The sequence below is a fragment of the Anoxybacillus sp. J5B_2022 genome (assembly GCF_026847645.1).
Lineage (GTDB): Bacteria > Bacillota > Bacilli > Bacillales > Anoxybacillaceae > Anoxybacteroides.
In genome coordinates, this window is record NZ_JAPSMC010000038.1 from 12,945 (window position 1) to 30,122 (window position 17,178).

The following is a 17,178-nucleotide window of genomic DNA, read 5'->3' on the forward strand; positions in this document are numbered from 1 at the left end:
CTTAAATAATTAACATCGCATCGCCAAAGCTGAAAAAGCGATATCGTTCTTTCACGGCTTCTTCATAGGCGTGCAAGACGTTTTCTCGCCCTGCCAACGCGCTGACGAGCATAATGAGCGTCGATTTCGGCAGGTGGAAATTGGTAACCATACCGTCAATTGCTCGAAATTCGTAGCCCGGATAAATGAAAATATCCGTCCAGCCACTTTCAGCAACGAACGTGCCATCATGGCGCGACGCGATCGTTTCTAGCGTGCGCGTCGACGTCGTCCCGACCGCAATGATTCGTCCACCGCGCTGCTTTACTTCGTTTAACAAACGGGCGGTTTCTTCCGTCATTTGATAAAATTCGGCGTGCATATCGTGCTCTTCGACGTTCTCGACGTTGACTGGGCGGAATGTGCCAAGCCCAACATGCAACGTAATAAAGGCAATGTCCACCCCTTTTTTGCGAATATCGTCAAGCAATTGTTCCGTAAAATGCAGCCCTGCCGTTGGCGCTGCTGCGGAACCGCGTTCACGGGCGTAGACGGTTTGGTATCGCTCGCGGTCATCTAATTGCGCTTTTATGTATGGCGGCAATGGCATTTCCCCAAGCGCTTCTAATACTTCATAAAAAATGCCGTTGTATTGAAAGTTTAGGACTCTTCCACCGTGTTCTAATACCCCTTCACATACCGCTTTTAATCGTCCGTCACCGAATGTGATGACCGTCCCTTCTTTCACGCGCTTCGCCGGTTTGACTAACGTTTCCCATCGGTCTCCGTCTAACTGCTTTAAAAGCAACACTTCCATTTTTGCGCCTGTACCTTCTTTTTCGCCATAAAGGCGCGCTGGCAATACGCGCGTATCATTTAACACAAGGCAATCGCCTTCTCGCAAGTACGATAAAATGGCTCGAAACGTTTCGTGCGTAATTTCGCCTGTTCGTTTATCAAGCACCATCAATCGCGATGCTTCCCGATTAGGTAGCGGTGTCTGGGCAATCAATTCTTCTGGTAAATGAAAATCAAACAGATCTACTTTCATGTACATTCACCTATTTCTTTTAGTTTAACGAAACCGGCCGATGACGTAAAAAATGAGCGAAAGCACGATACTTAATAAAATCGACGTCACGACCGGAAAATAAAACGTTGTGTTGCCTTTTTGAATGACGATATCGCCCGGAAGGCGACCGAGTTTCACAAACTGCATAATAAATCCAATGACAAGCAAAATAGCGCCCATCATCATGATCATTTTCGGGAAATTGCTCATTTTGGTCCCTCCATTCCAAAATGCTTGTACGCCTCAGGCGTTGCAATGCGGCCGCGCGGCGTCCGCTGCAAAAAGCCGATTTGCAACAAATATGGCTCGTATACGTCTTCAATCGTTTGTGCTTCTTCCCCGATCGTGGCAGCGATCGTTTCTAAACCGACAGGACCGCCGCGAAACTTTTCGATCATCGCTTGCAATAGTTTATGGTCGATATGGTCAAGCCCTAACCGGTCGACTTGCAGTAGCTCAAGCGCTTCGTTCGCCAGTTCGGATGTGATCGTTCCATTTCCTTTTACTTGCGCAAAATCGCGGACGCGGCGCAACAAGCGGTTGGCGATACGAGGCGTTCCGCGCGAGCGGCGGGCAATTTCAAACGCAGCCGCTTCCTCGATCACCACTTCGAGAAGATCGGCCGTACGTGTTACAATTTGTGCAAGTTGCTCTGGCCGGTAATACTCTAAGCGGCTTAATACGCCGAAACGGTCACGTAGCGGTGCAGACAGCGCCCCCGCCCTTGTCGTCGCTCCAACAAGCGTAAACGGGGGCAACTCGAGACGAATCGAACGCGCCGTTTGCCCTTTGCCGATGACAATATCTAAACAATAATCTTCCATCGCTGGATACAGCACTTCTTCGACGGAGCGAGGGAGACGATGAATTTCATCAATGAATAGAACGTCTCCCGGCTCGAGCGACGTTAAAATCGCCGCTAAATCGCCAGGGCGCTCAATCGCCGGTCCAGATGTCGTCCGCAACCGAACGCCCATTTCATTCGCGATAATCGCGGCCAACGTCGTTTTTCCAAGCCCCGGCGGTCCGTACAACAGCACATGATCAAGCGTTTCTTCCCGCATTTTCGCCGCTTCGATAAACACTTTTAAGTTGTCTTTCACTTGATCTTGACCGATATATTCTTGCAAAAATTTCGGGCGGAGGCTATATTCTAGCGACGCTTCTTCTTGCGAAGCGGCACTAGCAACAAGGCGATCTTCCAACGTTCTCCCTCCCTACTTTAATAATAGCTGCAACGCGCGTTTAATATACTGGTCGGTGGACATCGTTTCATCTTTTAGCACCGGCACCACTTTGCGAATTTCTCGTTCCGCATAGCCGAGCGCTTTTAGCGCTTCGATCGCTTCATCAAGCGCTCCTTGGCGCTCTGGCGCAGTCCACTCCGCAAATAAATTTGGGAGCGAATCGGCCAAGACGTGTTGCAATTTTCCTTTTAAATCGAGAATCATTTGCCGTGCCGTTTTTTTTCCGACACCAGGGAATTTGCATAAAAACGCTTCGTTTTCTGCTTCGATCGCTTGCACAAGTTGTTGCGGATCCCCTGCCGCTAAAATCGCAAGCCCGCCTTTTGGCCCGATGCCGGACACTTGCAATAGTTTCGCAAACAGTGTCCGTTCTTCGCGCGTACGGAACCCGTACAGAGCGATCACATCTTCGCGCACGTACTGATACGTATAGACAGTCACGATTGTACCACGGTCAGGCTGAAACGAAAACGGATTCGGCGTGAAAATTTGATAGCCGATCCCGTTCGTTTCTACAACAATGTATTCGGGACAAACATAATCAATCACTCCGCGGACAAACTCAATCAAAACCGTTCCCCTCTCTTTATTCTCACTGCTTCTCATTGTACCACATCCACTAAAAAAAGCGAATGTATATTCTTCATGTTGAGACACTTTTGGTAACCGATCAGCCAATCCAACAAGAACTTTCTTGGTATGTACCAAAAGGAGTTTCATTACCACCGGAGATTGCGCAGCTATTAAAAACTCAACAATTAAAAATGTATCCTCAGCGAGAAGACACCTTACTTTCTGGAACAGAAGACATCATTGATCAGTCCAAGCAAGGCAATTTAGCAGAAGTTATTTCTGATGCATCTAAGTTAATTCTTCGCGCAACGTTGGAGAAAAAACCATTAACTCCAATTGCCGGTGCTTCGAATGTTTATATGTTATCATATGATTATAAACTTTACCCTCTTCATGATGTTGACCCTAACAATGACACATTTGAATTTTACATCGTTTTACCGTTTGATGGACTTGAGCTTGCTGGAAACGGAAGAGTTCAAATGACTATTTTGACACCTATTCAAGCTCAAATTGATACAAATGCAACAAAAGGGATTGCTCATACCGGACAGGAAATTAGCGAGATGGTCTACGATATCCCTCATACACAAAGAAAAGCCATATCATTTGCTTGGCAACAAGACCCGGAATTTATCGTAAGATACCGCTATTAAATTTAAAGAAGTATAGCCTAGTTCCCTCGGCAGGCTATACTTCTTTTATTTTATCGAAAAATGAATCTGTTTCTTCAAAACTTCGGCAATGCCTCCACAGCATCCGCCAAATCACTATAACTGTCTTTTAAATATCGTGATGTCGTGGCGATATTGCTATGACCGGCAAGCCTCCGCACTTTCTCGATATCGTTGTTCGTCGCCTTTAACATCCACTTACAAAACGTATGCCGGAACATGTGGGGCGTGAGCTTTTTATTCGGCAGGCTGTAGCTTTCGATCATTCGCTGGATGCCTCGTACCGAAAATTTCGGTGAGCGCTGGCTGTAAAAGACATATGGCGATTCAGCCACATGCGGTTTCTTTTTTGCCATTTCCGCACGAAACTTAAGCCAATCCTCGAGTTCCGCCAACAAGATATTCGAGATCGGCACGGTCCGGACCTTCATCCCTTTTCCCACAATGCGAATCCGTTTCATCTCTAAATCCAAGTCCGTTAATTTCAAATTGGATAACTCCTCTACGCGCAATCCCGCATAGGTAAGCAGATATACCACCGCACGGTCCCGGCGATATTTCTCTTCAGGATCGACTCCCCGGCTTTGCACCGGTTTTTTCCGCATCCGATGCAATAAGTCCTCGAATTCCTCTTCCGTCAGCCACATAATTTTTTCGTTCTCTTCATCCGCCGATTTTAAATCCTGGATGTCTTTCATTGGGTTCTGTTCGAGCTTATGATGTTCCACCGCCCACGAATAAAAGCTTCGTAGCGAATTAAGCCGGCGGTTGATCGTGGAAATCGCCAATGGTTTCCCTTCTACCGGATTCAACATTTGCTCGATCCATTTGCGAATGTCAGCCGGCGTAACGTAATCACCCGGACGGATATGTAAATCGTTGAAAAAGATATTCAAGTCATTCGTATAGGAGATGATGGTGTTTGGGGAAGCACCCTTTTCCTGAAGGTAGGTAACATACTCATTTAACATCTTTTCCACCCTTTCACTTATACGACGAGTTTAAAAGGATTCGAAGAGTAAAAAATCGGCCGAAAAAATAACATTATATGACGAGTATATCATAAAAAAGAATAGATTGTTAGTCATATAACGTAAATTATGCGACTAGTTAAATTGTATAAAATAGTATACCAAAAGACAGGGAAAAATCTCATTTATCTAAAGTCGACAAAGGTGATCATATTTTCATATCCATGTTGGTGGTGATGGTCCCACGGAAAGTACATTACATTTGCACCAACAAAATTATTATGACCGCTTACCTAGGGGTGTTGAAATTGTTTTTTGGAGGCACTTATGTCGAATATATACAGATAGACCCTCCAAAAACAATTTCCTATGAATGGTTAGGACTCATTGGTGACAGCTATCAGTTCATAGCCATCCATCCTTCGATTCCACTTGTACCAATTGTATTTATATCATCCCAATTTATTCTAAATGGTTTAAAAAGAGCATTCATATGAAGCGTAAAAAATTAAAAATAAATTTTTGCGTTAAAATGTTGTAAAGGTCACCTTTACCATATAAAGAAGCAACAAATTGAGAAATACACGCGAGGAATGGCCAGTTAAGTCCATATAATTGTGTAAAAAGGAAATAGAAAAAGAGCCATGTTGCTTCCCCTTTGGTAGAATAAACAGTGGACCAAAAACACCAAACATAAGGAGGAATGCAACCATGGCTCAATATCATATTACCCTAAATGATGAACTTTTGCACGGGTTATTCACCAGAGATGAGGGATTAGCGAAGCTGCTGGAACAAGTCTTAAACCAAATCCTCGAGGCGCAAGTGGAAGAACAGCTGGGGGCTCGTCGTTATGAACGAACGGAAGAACGAAAAGGCTATCGAAATGGTTCATATCCACGCCAGCTGACAACCCGGGTGGGACGGTTGACCTTGCGCGTTCCACGAACAAGAGATGGAGAGTTCTCTACGGAACTGTTCCAACGGTATCAACGGAGCGAACAAGCACTGGTACTGGCACTCATGGAAATGGTGGTAAACGGGGTGTCTACCCGAAAAATCACCCAAATCACAGAGGAGTTGTGCGGCACCTCGTTTTCCAAATCCACGGTTTCCTCGCTGTGCAAGGGGCTGGATCCAATTATCCAAAACTGGAATCATCGTTCCTTGCATGAACACGTGTATCCGTTTGTACTGGTGGATGCGATTTATACGAAAGTCCGGGAAGATGGACGGGTACGTTCCAGAGCCGTTTTGATCGCCACAGGAGTGAATGAGGAAGGATACCGGGAAATTCTTGGCCTGCAAATCGGAAACAGTGAATCGGAGTCCAGCTGGAGCGAGTTTTTCGAGTGGCTGAAACATCGGGGACTCCGGGGAGTGGACTTGATCATCTCGGATCAGCACGGCGGGCTTGTACAAGCGATTGAAAAGCATTTCCAAGGAGCGACATGGCAGCGATGCCAAACACATTTTATTCGCAATATCCTCGATGCCGCACCAAAGTATATGCAGGATGCCTTGCTTGAGGAGATTCGGGGGATTCTTCATGCCCCAAACAAGCAAACGGCCCGGCTGTTATTGGAACAAGTGCTGGCCGAATGGGAAGAAAAAGCGCCGAAAGCGATGCAAATCCTCGAAGAAGGATTTGAAGACGCCACGGCTGTATTGGACTATCCGGACCGTTACCGGCGGCGCCTGCGCACGACCAACGGAGTGGAACGGCTGAACGAGGAAATCCGCCGCAGAGAACGGGTCATCCGCATCTTTCCGAACCGGGAATCGGTGTATCGTCTCGTTGGCGCCGTGTTGATCGAAATCGACGAAAAATGGATGTCGGGACGTAAATACTTGGATATGTCCGAATATTGGCGGTGGCGGAAAACGAAAGAGCAAGGAGTCCGATCGGTGAATCAGGAGGCTCCGGCGATCAAGAGAGTGGGATAACCCCTTCGCTGTGTCAAGGAGAACGTGGAATACCGGAGCGAAGCGAGGATATGCCGCGAAAGCTCCTTGACACACCTGTTCCTTGACAACATGATCATTGGTCCGGGAAGGCGACCGGCAGGGAGACTTGCCGGACTTACCTACCATACGTCCAGTCTCAGGTCCATGTTGTCTATCAAAGGGGAATTTACACAATAATTTGGACTTGACCAACAGCAAACGTATTCGGCGATAATTTGTCAATCCAATCGTTCACTTGGATGTAATAGATTTTAGGCAAAAATAATTGATTTCTTTCGCGTTTTTTCGGCGCTTCCTCTATCGTTGGCGCGTCAAATGTGTTAAAATCAAGCATAGCAAGTAACACTCCTTTCTAAATGAATATCTTAGGAAAAGGACCGATCGCCAGGCAAGAAACGGGTTGGGGTGTTGCCAGGGAGACGGTCCGTTTTTCTTTTATGTTATCACTCGAAAAAAAGATAGTCATTATTTCATTACGAGTAATAAACAACACCCGATAGTGATCGGGTGTTCAGCTTGTCGACAAAGTCGACAAGCTGTTTTATTATGAGGGTAGTACAGTAGTACAGAGGAAGAACGGAGGGAAAAGAACGATGCTTCGTCCACGCCAAGAAGAAGGGCGCTATACAGAAACGACGGTAAAACTGGATGATCTTGTCCCAGAGGATCACTTGGTGAGAAAGCTAGATGCAGCCATTGATTTTTCCTTTATTTACGACATCGTAAAAGATCTCTATTCTCCTGATCATGGACGTCCGAGCATTGATCCGGTGATGCTGTTTAAAATGTATTTGATTCGGTATGTATTTGGAATCCGCTCGATGCGTGAAACGGTCGAACAAATCCGAACCAACGTGGCCTACCGTTGGTTTTTGGGGCTTAGCCTTCATGATCCCGTCCCTCATCACTCGACACCGAGTAAAAACTATGCGCGTCGTTTTGCCGGAACGGATGTGTTCCATCAGATTTTTTCACGAATCTTAGACGAAGCCTTTCAACACGGATTGGTCGATCCAAGTGTGGTGTACGTGGACTCGACTCATGTCAAGGCAAGTGCTAATAAAAAGAAGTTTACAACAGAAATGGCAGAAGTAGAAGCGAAAGCTTACCAACAAGAACTCGAAAAAGAAATCGAACAGGATCGCATCGCTCATGGAAAGTCTCCATTGCCACCGGAAACGAAAAAAAAAAAACGAGAAGTGAAAGTAAGCAAAACGGATCCGGACAGTGGGCTGTTTGTGAAAAATGAACGGGAGCGAGTGTTTGCTTATTCGTACCACACGGCTTGTGACCGCCACGGATGGGTGTTATATCCTTATGTGACGGCGGCAAATATTCACGATAGTCAGGCGTTTTTTGAACTGTTCAAACGAGTGAAACAGGAAATCAAAGAATGTCCGGAAGCCTTGTGCGCAGATGCAGGATATAAAACTCCGGCTATCGCCAAGTATTTACTGGACCAAAACGTCAAGCTCATTTGGCCGTACACTCGCCCAAAAACAAAAGAGGGGTTCTTTCGGAAATCTGATTTTGTGTACGACGAATATTTTGACTGTTATCTATGTCCGAATGATCAAGTCTTATCTTACTCTACCACAAATCGAGAAGGATATCGGGAATATAAATCCGACCCATCGGTATGCCGAAGCTGTCCGTATCTTCGTCAGTGTACAGAAAGCAAGAATCACACGAAAGTCGTCACGCGTCATGTATGGCAGGACTACTATGAAGAAGCCGAACATTTGCGATATGTTCCGGAGTATCGCGAACTCTATGCCCTCCGAAAAGAAACGATTGAACGGGATTTTGCCGATTTAAAAGAGAAGCATGGTCTGCGTTGGACGAATTACCGAGGATTGGAAAGAAATCAGGCGCAGGCGATGCTTGTTTGTGCTGCCATGAATTTGAAAAAACTGGCGAATTACCTATGGAAGACGAAGCACCGTCCTTCCTTTTCATTCATATGGTCACTTATTCTCTCTGTTTCTTTTAGAAATCCAACTCTTTTATGGAACAAAATGGGTTACAGACATTCGTCTGTAACCCATTTTGTCAACAGTCTGAACACCCGATAGTGATCGGGTGTTATCCTTTGTTTTTATTTTTAAGGACATAGGCCATCTTCTCCGGTCCAGTCGAATTCCCTACATAGAGCGCAACGGCGAACGGCGAAAAATCACGTTCTCTCCCCCTATTTCAAGCAATCAGTCAGTAAAATGTTAGGTTTTGTTAGGTTCAGGTTCTCTCAGGTTTTTTGACATAGAAAGATTAAAAAGCCAAAGAAAAGATCGCTACTGAAAATTCAAAGGAGTATAGTTTATACAATATCAGCAACGGTGTGTACAAACTAAGACGATACATTATTTAATACTTTTTCGGGTTCTTTATCTAAAGATAAATCCCATTTAACTTCGTTATTATACCAATTTTCTATATAAAATAACTTGTCTAGTACATCTTGGCTAGAATGTCCTTCGATCATAATACCAGCTATCTTATCTGTAAAGTATGATGGATTATTATATCTCTTTCCAACCTCACCATTTTTGTCATATTTTAAAACCCAGTCATACTTTATTTCTTCCGGTATACTTAATAGCACCCCATCTTGTGGAGGAATTAAAAGAAACCCAAATAATTTATTAGTATTTTTTGGACTAGGTTTATCTACAGGTAAATCACACCATCTTCTGTATAAATAGGAGAGTACATCTACAGAATATGCTTGTTTAAATGTGTCTAAAATATATCCTCCACCTATCCTACTAGCTATTTCACATAATATGATCTTATCCTCTTGAGTATGGAAAACTTCCATATGATATGCACATACTCTTGGTGTAGGTAGAAAACTCAATACTTTCTTAAAATAATCCTCTAATCTTTTATACATTTCAGCCTCGGGATGTATTTGATAACTACCTAGTATGTTATTTTTACTAAAAAACGATAAACAACTGTTTATATATTTAGACACTGATAACATGGTTATGTTTCCTTCTTCCACAACTGCATCAACATGATACATATCACCAGAGATAAAAGTTTCAATTTGCAAGTCATAATCCCATTTAGTCTTTGAAAAATTATAAAGTTCTTCCTGATTATTTATAATATTTACACCCTGTGCTCCTGCTTTATCTCTCGGTTTTACTACAATAGGAAATCCATAATTTCTTACAAAATCATGCAAAACAGAGGCGGAAGTAAGGGCTTGATATTCTGGTAAGTCGACTTTACCTTTCAAATAATCTTTCATTTTCACCTTATCTCGAAATGCTACAGCACTTTCAACAGTTTGACCTTCAATGTTAAAGTATTCCCTTAATCTAGCCGCCCGTATTAAATCAAATTCGTCTTCTGCTATTACTTTTTTAAAATAATATTCTTGATGTAATTCTATTGCCTTAAGTTCTAAATAATATGTCAAATCCCTTAAATTCGGAATAACTTCAAAGTATTTAAATTCATCTGAATCTGGCAAATCATACATACTTAGAACAACTAATTCATGTTTTACCTCTGAAAGTATTTCAGATAACTTTATTCCTTTATCGCGATTTATTAACAGAATACTCATTAGTAATAACACTCCTGTCTAATCAATTAATAAAATAGTTCTATAATAATTTAAGAAGGATTTGTTATTTGATTGTTTGATGTAATAGGAGTATCTTTGATATTAAACTTTTGCAGGAATATCAATATATTTTTCAACCTCTGTTATAATTTTGTTAATTATATCTAGATCAGTATCATTGTCGTCAAAAGTTACGTATTTAACGTTTGTTACAGTATGTAATCCTTGAATCATTGGAGTATACATTTCATCCTTATGGAGAAAAGCTATAATTGGTTTGCCTAAGGCAGATGCCCATCCTAGCTCTACATGAACCCCGCCTGATATAGGAAACTGACCAGGGAATGCTATCACAAGATCTGCATTTTTCATTTCCTCAAAGTCTAATTTTGTAGCAGTATCTGGATCCATAAGTTCCTTTCCAAACTTTTCACGGCATTGAGCAGAGAAAACACTGTTTCCCATTTCTTCTAGTTTATTAACAGCGTTTAAAATAAAGTTTGTATTTCCTTCATCAATTATACCTGTCGAAGAATTTAATAACTTTGTAAAAGGATATGCAAAGAAAATTCTCATTGTTTCACCCCTAATTTTCTTATTATTTTGATATTTTATAAAAATATATTATAAGTAAATTGTATAAAATCATGATTTTTTTTAAGTTACATATTTTTTTAGAATTTCACCTATATATTTAATATCATCGTCAGAATAAAGAGGACTAATTGGTATCCACACTGCTTGCCTAGAAAGCTTTTCTGCTTTAGGACAATCACCTGTTTTATATCTATTTTTTTTCTCTGAATCAATTTGTTTGTCTAAATAATTATATTTATCAGAAATATTTAAAAATAATTTGTTCTCATACACAGCACAGCTATAATATCCATGTGCATTTATACCTAATTCGCGTAACTTCTTTATAATTTCGTCTCTTTTATCTAGATCTTCTACAAAAAAACACTCTGATATTCCGCAATCACCATTATCATCCCAAGAGCTACGATAATTAATGTCACACCTATTTATAATCTTTCTTAGTAATAGTTTTTGTCTTTTTAATTTGTTGAGCATGGTCGGTATTTTCTTCAACTGAGCAATGCCAATTGCTGCTGTTATTTCATTCATTCTATAATTTTCACCAAAAAATGATTCATCATTCCAATTTGGAAAACTGTTCCCAATCCTTACTGCGCCTTGATCATGATATATCTTAGCTCTTTTATATAACTTTTCATTATTTGTAATTAATGCACCACCTTCTCCGGTAGATAATATTTTATTAGCTTGAAAACTAAAACATCCTACATCACCAATCACTCCTAATCGTTTTCCTTTATAACTACCACCAAAGGATTGAGCTACGTCCTCTATAATTGGTATTCCATATTTATCAGCTATTGATTTAATATGAGTCATATTAGCTGCAACGCCCATAATATGAACGACTATTATTGCTTTAGTTCTATTGGTTATATGTCGTTCTAAATCGTAAGGATCTAAGTTGAGGGATGTATCAACATCACAAAATATGGGGATAGCATTACATGATACTACCGATCCAGCTGTTGCTATAAATCCATAAGCAGGCACGATGACTTCATCACCAGTACCTACTCCTAAGGCCTTTAGAGCACACTTTAGTGCAGCAGTTCCGGAACTGACTCCCAACGCATATTGAACATTATGAAACTTCATTAAATCTTGTTCAAATCGATCTGTTTTACCTAGGAGGTTAGGTCCATAGTATCTAAAGATTGATTGAGATTTCAATACTTCTGTAACTTCTTTAATCTCTTCATTACCAATTAGATAGCTTCCGTAAAAATTCCCAGCAAGCTCTTTCCTAACTGGAACCTTCATTTTAACCACCTATCTATTTTTAGTAGTTATTAGAGGATATTTATTATAAACATCTCAGTCTGTATTATAATCCTTATACTTTCTTCTTTATACGAGCAGAATACCTATCAACAACTTTATTACACCAAATCATTTTGAATTGATCTTTAAATCCCCAAGTATCTATAGTTTTTATATTTTTGTTCAGCAAAACTTTTAATATCTCGTATCTTAATATTACACCAGGTGAATACTTAGCATACTTTTGCTTATAACTATGTTTTGCGATTAACGCTTTATCTTCACAAATTATTAAATATTCAAATGCAATAGGTTCATTTGTATCTTCTAATTCGAGGACACATAAATTTATATACCCTTTGTTTGCTAATTGTTGTGCTAAAGTTTCATAAAAAACTAATTGCCCTTCACGAGATGACATATCAGATTTTTCACTAAACTTCCAGCTTAGACAATCAACCTCAAAAATTTGCTTTAATCCTAACTGAATTTCTTCAGGATTAGAGTAGATTTTGAGTTTATAACTACTTTGAAATGATAACTTACGCTGTTTGTTGCCAAGCGCTTTCTTTATCTTTTTTGAGCGATTTTTAAAATAATGATCAAAATCTAAATCATTTTGTAAAATGGGAGTTTCATGTGTTTTATGTAGTTCAATACTAAGTTGATTATCTTTTGCACTTGAAATTAAAATTTCTGATTCAGAAAAATTAAAGTCTAGTTCTTCAAAAGAAAGTTCCAGCCAATTTGGAACTCTATAATTTAGATAATGTATTATACAATCTAATATATGTTCATGATCAGTACTTGCGAAGAAAGGAACAATAGAAGTTGGAACATTTATAACTTTAGTTTCATATAGATTTTTTTCTAATATTAATGGAATAACAGAAATTAGAGCCTCTTCCTTTCTAATAGCGAGTGCTTGTACAGTTTTCCAACCTGTTAAGCTTTTCCATGTTGAATAAAACCAATCATATGTATGAGTTAAATAATAAATACTCGGCTTAACTAGTTGCTCCCATTCTTCTTTTATATTGTAAAAATCAACAATATTTTTTAGTTCAGTAATCTCATAACCATTGTGAATCAACTTATTATAATCCACGTTTAGCATTCCCAATCTTCTCCTGATCCAACGAATCCAGCTGCAGATGCAGAACAGCCTTGACATATATTACAACCATTCTTACTAAAAAATTCGACTTTCTCTTGCATCTCCTCACTAATTGTAGTGAAATTAGCAGGTTTCATATAAACATTAGTTTCATGACGATCTATACGGTGTGGTAGCATACTACAAGGGAATAAATATCCGTTTTTTGCATCATAATACCTAACGTAATAAACATAATTGCAAACGTTATCTGGAGTAGGCGGAATACCCTTTTCAAAGTATCTAGTCCTTTCTTCCTCAGTTTGACCACACCATACTTTCCCCATTGGCTTTAACAATCCTTGAGCAGGTCCTACATTGTATAAATAATCAATATCTGAAATGATTCGCTGGCGAACATCTTCGCTATATTTTAAAGGTCTATTAAGTTTTAAAGCAGATAATTCCCATTGATCCACACCAATATTTGTTAAAAGCTCTTGTATCCTTATAAGTTCCTCATAGTTATGGGGTCCGGCTACGGTGTTTACCCTAGTTCTAATTTTTAGTTCTTTACATTTCTTCAACCCTTCAATTGCTCGTTCAAAAAGATCTGGTGTTTGTCTAAAACGATTATGGGACAAAGCCGTTGCTCCATCTATACTTACAATAATTTGAGAAAGACCTGCTTCTTTTAATTGTTCCGCATATTCAGTTAAATAATATCCATTAGAGATAATTGATGATTTAATTCCCATGCTAGTTGCAATAGATACAAAATCTATTATTAATTCATGCTTTAGAGGTTCTCCCCCCGTAAATCTAACAAATCGTATTCCTTCTTCAAAACTACGCGTTAAAATTTTATAGTATTCTTCTTTACTAAGACGATACTCATCTTTAGAATGTCGAAAGTCACACATAAAACAACCTGCATTACAAGCTTCCAAAATTCTTATAAATAAGTATTTTGGCACCAATAACACCTCCATAACAATTACTCCACAACTAATTTAAAATGATTTAATACTTCTAACATTCTCTCTTGAACTTCTGTTGCACACTGACCTTCTACAAGTAAAATACCTGAACACTCATGAGCTGCTCCTTCTAGTTTAACTTTTTGACCCTCTTTCACTTTCAACTGTCCATCAATGACACCATCAAATTTCAGCAACTCATCTAAAGTTGAAATATGCTTTATTATTCCTTGTTTAATCGGTAATAATAAATTCCCTACAAATCGGTCTTCCGTATAAACAAGTTCCGGATACTCTCCTGTATGTATCTTTATAACTGCATCATAAATGTCAAATCCAAAAGATAATTCATGATTAGATAAAATATCGCTACCTGCTATTCTGAGCCCTACTTCGCCAACAATTACCCTGCTATGCTCTTCATCAGCAAAATATTCCATATGAATATATCCATATCTAAAGCCCATACCATTTACATATTTATTCAAAATATCCTCGACTGCATTCTTCATCTCTGGAGAAATATGGCGAAGAGTAATGTTTGCATTAATTGCTCCTTTAAATGTTTGCAAAAGTGGAGCAGGATACTTAGTCAAATAATAATCTATTATCTTTCCATTAAAAACGAGAGCATCTATTGCATATTCGTCAAGATCTATATATTCTTCTGCTAACCATTGATGCTGAGAGTGTAGATTAATTTCAATAGCTTCTTTAGTATTTTTTATTAAGTATGTTTCTCTACAAGAACTCTCATTAGCTGGCTTAAGAACAATTGGCCATCCTAAGACAGTTCCAGCTTCAATAAGTTCCTCTGTCGTAACAACTACTCGGTATTTAGCAGTATTTAGTCCAATTTCATTCAATTTGTCCTTCATATATACCTTATTTTTACAACATATTGTTTGCTCTTCTGTAAGAGATGGTAATCCTAAATAACGTGCAAATGTTTGTGCATAATATTGAGCAACTTCTGAAGGATTAAGAAAAAATTCCACTTTTAGTCCTTTCTTAGATTGCCAATATAGAAACCTTTCAGCTTCTTGTTCAATAGGAATCATAATATCAACCCAAAAAACAGGATATTTTTGTTCAGTTTCTCTTAAATATTGTTGGGAAAAATTATCTTTTAAGTGTTTAAATCTTAATATTACTGGTAGTACTTCTTTACATTTTAAAATTCGGTCTGTTAATATCATTGGCCTATCTTCTATATAGAGCAACTGCTTTTTTGAACTATTCTGATAATTGATCATTTAGATTCCTCCTAGTGATTAAGAGATAAAGCTTCATATCTTTTTCTCAACTAGTACTTCATTTTTGATAATATTGACAATTTCAGATACCCCATCGGACAATGTTTCACCCAATATCTCCCTTTGATTTTCAATAGACGGTGGAGGGGTTTCAATCATCTTTTTAAACTGGTTGCGTGCTATTTTCTGGGATAAGTTATCTTGTGAAAATCGTTTAATCGTATTGTTGACAAGAAAAACTCCCTGCTCTTCTGGTAAGTCAACTGGAATAATATAATCGGGATATAAATCACACCAGTTTAATGTAATATCAGAAAAACCACAACGTTGATAAAAGTTTAACATTAATGCTTGACTGTAGTTTTGAGGTGGTAAAAACCTTATAGGTGTTCCATAAACAAGAGCTTCATAAGTAGTAGTTAGACCTGGTGAAGTAATAATCATTTTAGCTTTTGACATTAGTTCTAAAAAGTTATCATGTGATAAATGTTTGAAATGTCCTCTGAAAAATTGTCCATATAATTTTTTAAAATGTTGCATTATTGATTTATTGCCAGTCACTACAATTTCTTTCCACGAAGATTCATTTAAGGGGGAGATTAAATTTGACATAATTGCTTCAGGATAATAAAGATTTTCACCAATTTTAGTAAAAGGTGTCTCTAAACCTGAGAAATTAATCAACAGTAAATCATCCCTACCCCCCTCACTCGTAAATGAGGTATCAACAATTGGTCCACAGAGATAAAAATTCTTAATTTCTTTACTGAATCTTTTGATTTTACTACTTATACCAGGGAAACGCTGCGCTATATAATATTTAACGTTATGTAGAATAGGAGGAATGTCTTCCCACATCCAAAATAAACTATCTATATAAATAGTTGGAATTTCATATTTATTAGCAATTAGGACAGCATTTGGTTCTAAAACGTTTAACATTAAATCAGCTTCTCTAAATATTTTGCTAAATTTAATACATGAGGAGTCTTCAATATTTGTAAAGTTATACCTATATACTTTATTAAAGTAATCAGTATGATTTGCTAATTCTAAGGCTATCCCATCACCAATAAGCTCCAGTTCTAAACCAAGCTTCTTTAAATTTTTGCAGATAGTTATTAGTTTTGATACAGGTCCATATCCAAATGAAGTTGCTGTACAAATTATTTTTTTCATTTTAATCAACTTCCTATTCCTAATAATTTATAAAATTAAAATATTCTAAAAATACACGATCGGTTGATTTATTATTTTAACTTTCTAAAAAAAGCTCCATATCTTACTTGTTTATGATTTTTTAAACCTTTCACAAGATCTTCATCATCATTAGGAAGCCATATTTTAGATTTAAATTTTTCTATTAATGTATCAACATTTCCATCATAAGGGTATCCGCATTCAGCCATTATACTGAAATAATACAGTAATACACTACGACCTTGTTCAATTCTATCTTCCATTATAAGTTGTGATAATTTCTTTCTATCGGCTCTTCTAATAAAATCTAAACAATAATCATCATCGACAAATAAATTAGGATCAAAACCGTTTTCTATAATATATTGCTCCAGTTTCATGTTGGCTGGTCTGTCCTTCCAATATATATCATCAAAATACTTGTCAGCGTTTGTGTAACCCCAATGCTCAGGAATAGGAATATAATGATATAATGCAGATCTTGTTTCTATTATCTCATATCCAGCAAGTTTTGGTGCATCAACTGCTAGTTTACGTCCTACTCCCATTGATCTAAATTCTGGGTGTACAACCATACGATAACCTGTAACCATCTTTGAATTTATTAAATTGAAGTAACTATCTAAGTCAACAAATGATTTAGGAATAGGTGGTACTAATAATTGAACTCCTACTATATTTGTTCCCACCCTAGCAATATACAACTCCCCTTCATTAAT

16 protein-coding genes and 1 pseudogene are annotated in these 17,178 nt (G+C 38.6%); 3 read left to right on the forward strand and 14 right to left on the reverse strand.

The genetic code is table 11. From position 1 onward, the window contains the following. Nucleotide 1 precedes the first annotated feature (1 nt). Genes queA through ruvA form a run of 4 tightly spaced genes read right to left on the reverse strand, consistent with a single transcriptional unit; the run spans nt 2 to nt 2,868 of the window. Nucleotides 2–1,030: a tRNA preQ1(34) S-adenosylmethionine ribosyltransferase-isomerase QueA gene (queA, locus tag M4I42_RS11165; RefSeq protein WP_268852241.1), complete on the reverse strand. Its 1,029-nt coding sequence runs from the start codon at nt 1,028–1,030 to the stop codon at nt 2–4. A 24-nt stretch (nt 1,031–1,054) separates the two neighbouring features. Continuing rightward, nucleotides 1,055–1,261, reverse strand: a complete 207-nt coding sequence (locus tag M4I42_RS11170) for a DUF2905 domain-containing protein (RefSeq protein WP_268852242.1) — start codon at nt 1,259–1,261, stop codon at nt 1,055–1,057. Continuing rightward, nucleotides 1,258–2,256: a Holliday junction branch migration DNA helicase RuvB gene (gene ruvB / locus M4I42_RS11175; protein ID WP_268852243.1), complete on the reverse strand. Its 999-nt coding sequence runs from the start codon at nt 2,254–2,256 to the stop codon at nt 1,258–1,260. The genes M4I42_RS11170 and ruvB overlap by 4 nt, the downstream gene beginning before the upstream one ends. A 12-nt stretch (nt 2,257–2,268) precedes the next feature. After that, entirely contained in the window at nt 2,269–2,868 is a 600-nt protein-coding gene (gene ruvA, locus M4I42_RS11180; RefSeq protein WP_268852244.1) for a Holliday junction branch migration protein RuvA, read from the reverse strand. Nucleotides 2,869–2,957: 89 nt separating this feature from the next. On the opposite strand from ruvA, the gene M4I42_RS11185 reads away from it, so the two are divergent. After that, on the forward strand, nt 2,958–3,527 hold the full coding sequence (locus M4I42_RS11185; protein WP_268852245.1) for a hypothetical protein: 570 nt from the start codon (nt 2,958–2,960) through the stop codon (nt 3,525–3,527). Between the two features lie 74 nt (nt 3,528–3,601). Here M4I42_RS11185 and M4I42_RS11190 read toward each other — a convergent pair whose 3' ends face one another. Then, complete coding sequence (locus M4I42_RS11190; protein WP_268852246.1) at nt 3,602–4,516, reverse strand: tyrosine-type recombinase/integrase; 915 nt, start codon at nt 4,514–4,516, stop codon at nt 3,602–3,604. 711 nt (nt 4,517–5,227) lie between these two features. On the opposite strand from M4I42_RS11190, the gene M4I42_RS11195 reads away from it, so the two are divergent. After that, nucleotides 5,228–6,463: an IS256 family transposase gene (locus M4I42_RS11195; RefSeq protein ID WP_268852247.1), complete on the forward strand. Its 1,236-nt coding sequence runs from the start codon at nt 5,228–5,230 to the stop codon at nt 6,461–6,463. A 187-nt stretch (nt 6,464–6,650) separates the two neighbouring features. On the opposite strand, the gene M4I42_RS11200 is transcribed toward M4I42_RS11195, so the two are convergent. After that, nucleotides 6,651–6,818 carry a hypothetical protein gene (locus tag M4I42_RS11200; RefSeq protein ID WP_268852248.1) on the reverse strand — a complete coding sequence of 56 codons (168 nt, stop codon included), beginning with the start codon at nt 6,816–6,818 and terminating at the stop codon, nt 6,651–6,653. Nucleotides 6,819–7,077: 259 nt separating this feature from the next. On the opposite strand from M4I42_RS11200, the pseudogene M4I42_RS11205 reads away from it, so the two are divergent. Then, nucleotides 7,078–8,418 (forward strand): annotated as a pseudogene (locus M4I42_RS11205) (IS1182 family transposase); the annotation flags it as partial. Nucleotides 8,419–8,831: 413 nt separating this feature from the next. Here the strand turns inward: M4I42_RS11205 and M4I42_RS11210 are convergent. The 8 genes from M4I42_RS11210 to M4I42_RS11245 all read right to left on the reverse strand — a co-directional run. After that, entirely contained in the window at nt 8,832–10,064 is a 1,233-nt protein-coding gene (locus tag M4I42_RS11210) for an ATP-grasp domain-containing protein (RefSeq protein ID WP_268852250.1), read from the reverse strand. 102 nt (nt 10,065–10,166) lie between these two features. Continuing rightward, nucleotides 10,167–10,640 (reverse strand): nucleoside 2-deoxyribosyltransferase, encoded by a 474-nt coding sequence (locus M4I42_RS11215; protein ID WP_268852251.1) that lies wholly within the window; start codon nt 10,638–10,640, stop codon nt 10,167–10,169. Nucleotides 10,641–10,721: 81 nt separating this feature from the next. Continuing rightward, nucleotides 10,722–11,927, reverse strand: a complete 1,206-nt coding sequence (locus M4I42_RS11220) for a DegT/DnrJ/EryC1/StrS family aminotransferase (RefSeq protein WP_268852252.1) — start codon at nt 11,925–11,927, stop codon at nt 10,722–10,724. 73 nt (nt 11,928–12,000) lie between these two features. Next, nucleotides 12,001–13,044, reverse strand: coding sequence for a GNAT family N-acetyltransferase (locus tag M4I42_RS11225; RefSeq protein ID WP_268852253.1), 1,044 nt, complete (start codon nt 13,042–13,044; stop codon nt 12,001–12,003). Continuing rightward, nucleotides 13,038–14,000: a radical SAM protein gene (locus M4I42_RS11230; protein ID WP_268852254.1), complete on the reverse strand. Its 963-nt coding sequence runs from the start codon at nt 13,998–14,000 to the stop codon at nt 13,038–13,040. Before M4I42_RS11230 ends, M4I42_RS11225 begins: the two co-directional genes overlap by 7 nt. Nucleotides 14,001–14,020: 20 nt before the next feature. Further along, nucleotides 14,021–15,259: an ATP-grasp domain-containing protein gene (locus M4I42_RS11235; RefSeq protein ID WP_268852255.1), complete on the reverse strand. Its 1,239-nt coding sequence runs from the start codon at nt 15,257–15,259 to the stop codon at nt 14,021–14,023. Nucleotides 15,260–15,292: 33 nt separating this feature from the next. After that, nucleotides 15,293–16,438, reverse strand: a complete 1,146-nt coding sequence (locus M4I42_RS11240; RefSeq protein ID WP_268852256.1) for a hypothetical protein — start codon at nt 16,436–16,438, stop codon at nt 15,293–15,295. Nucleotides 16,439–16,509: 71 nt separating this feature from the next. Continuing rightward, on the reverse strand, nt 16,510–17,178 hold a 669-nt coding region (locus M4I42_RS11245), incomplete at its 5' end, for a GNAT family N-acetyltransferase (protein WP_268852257.1).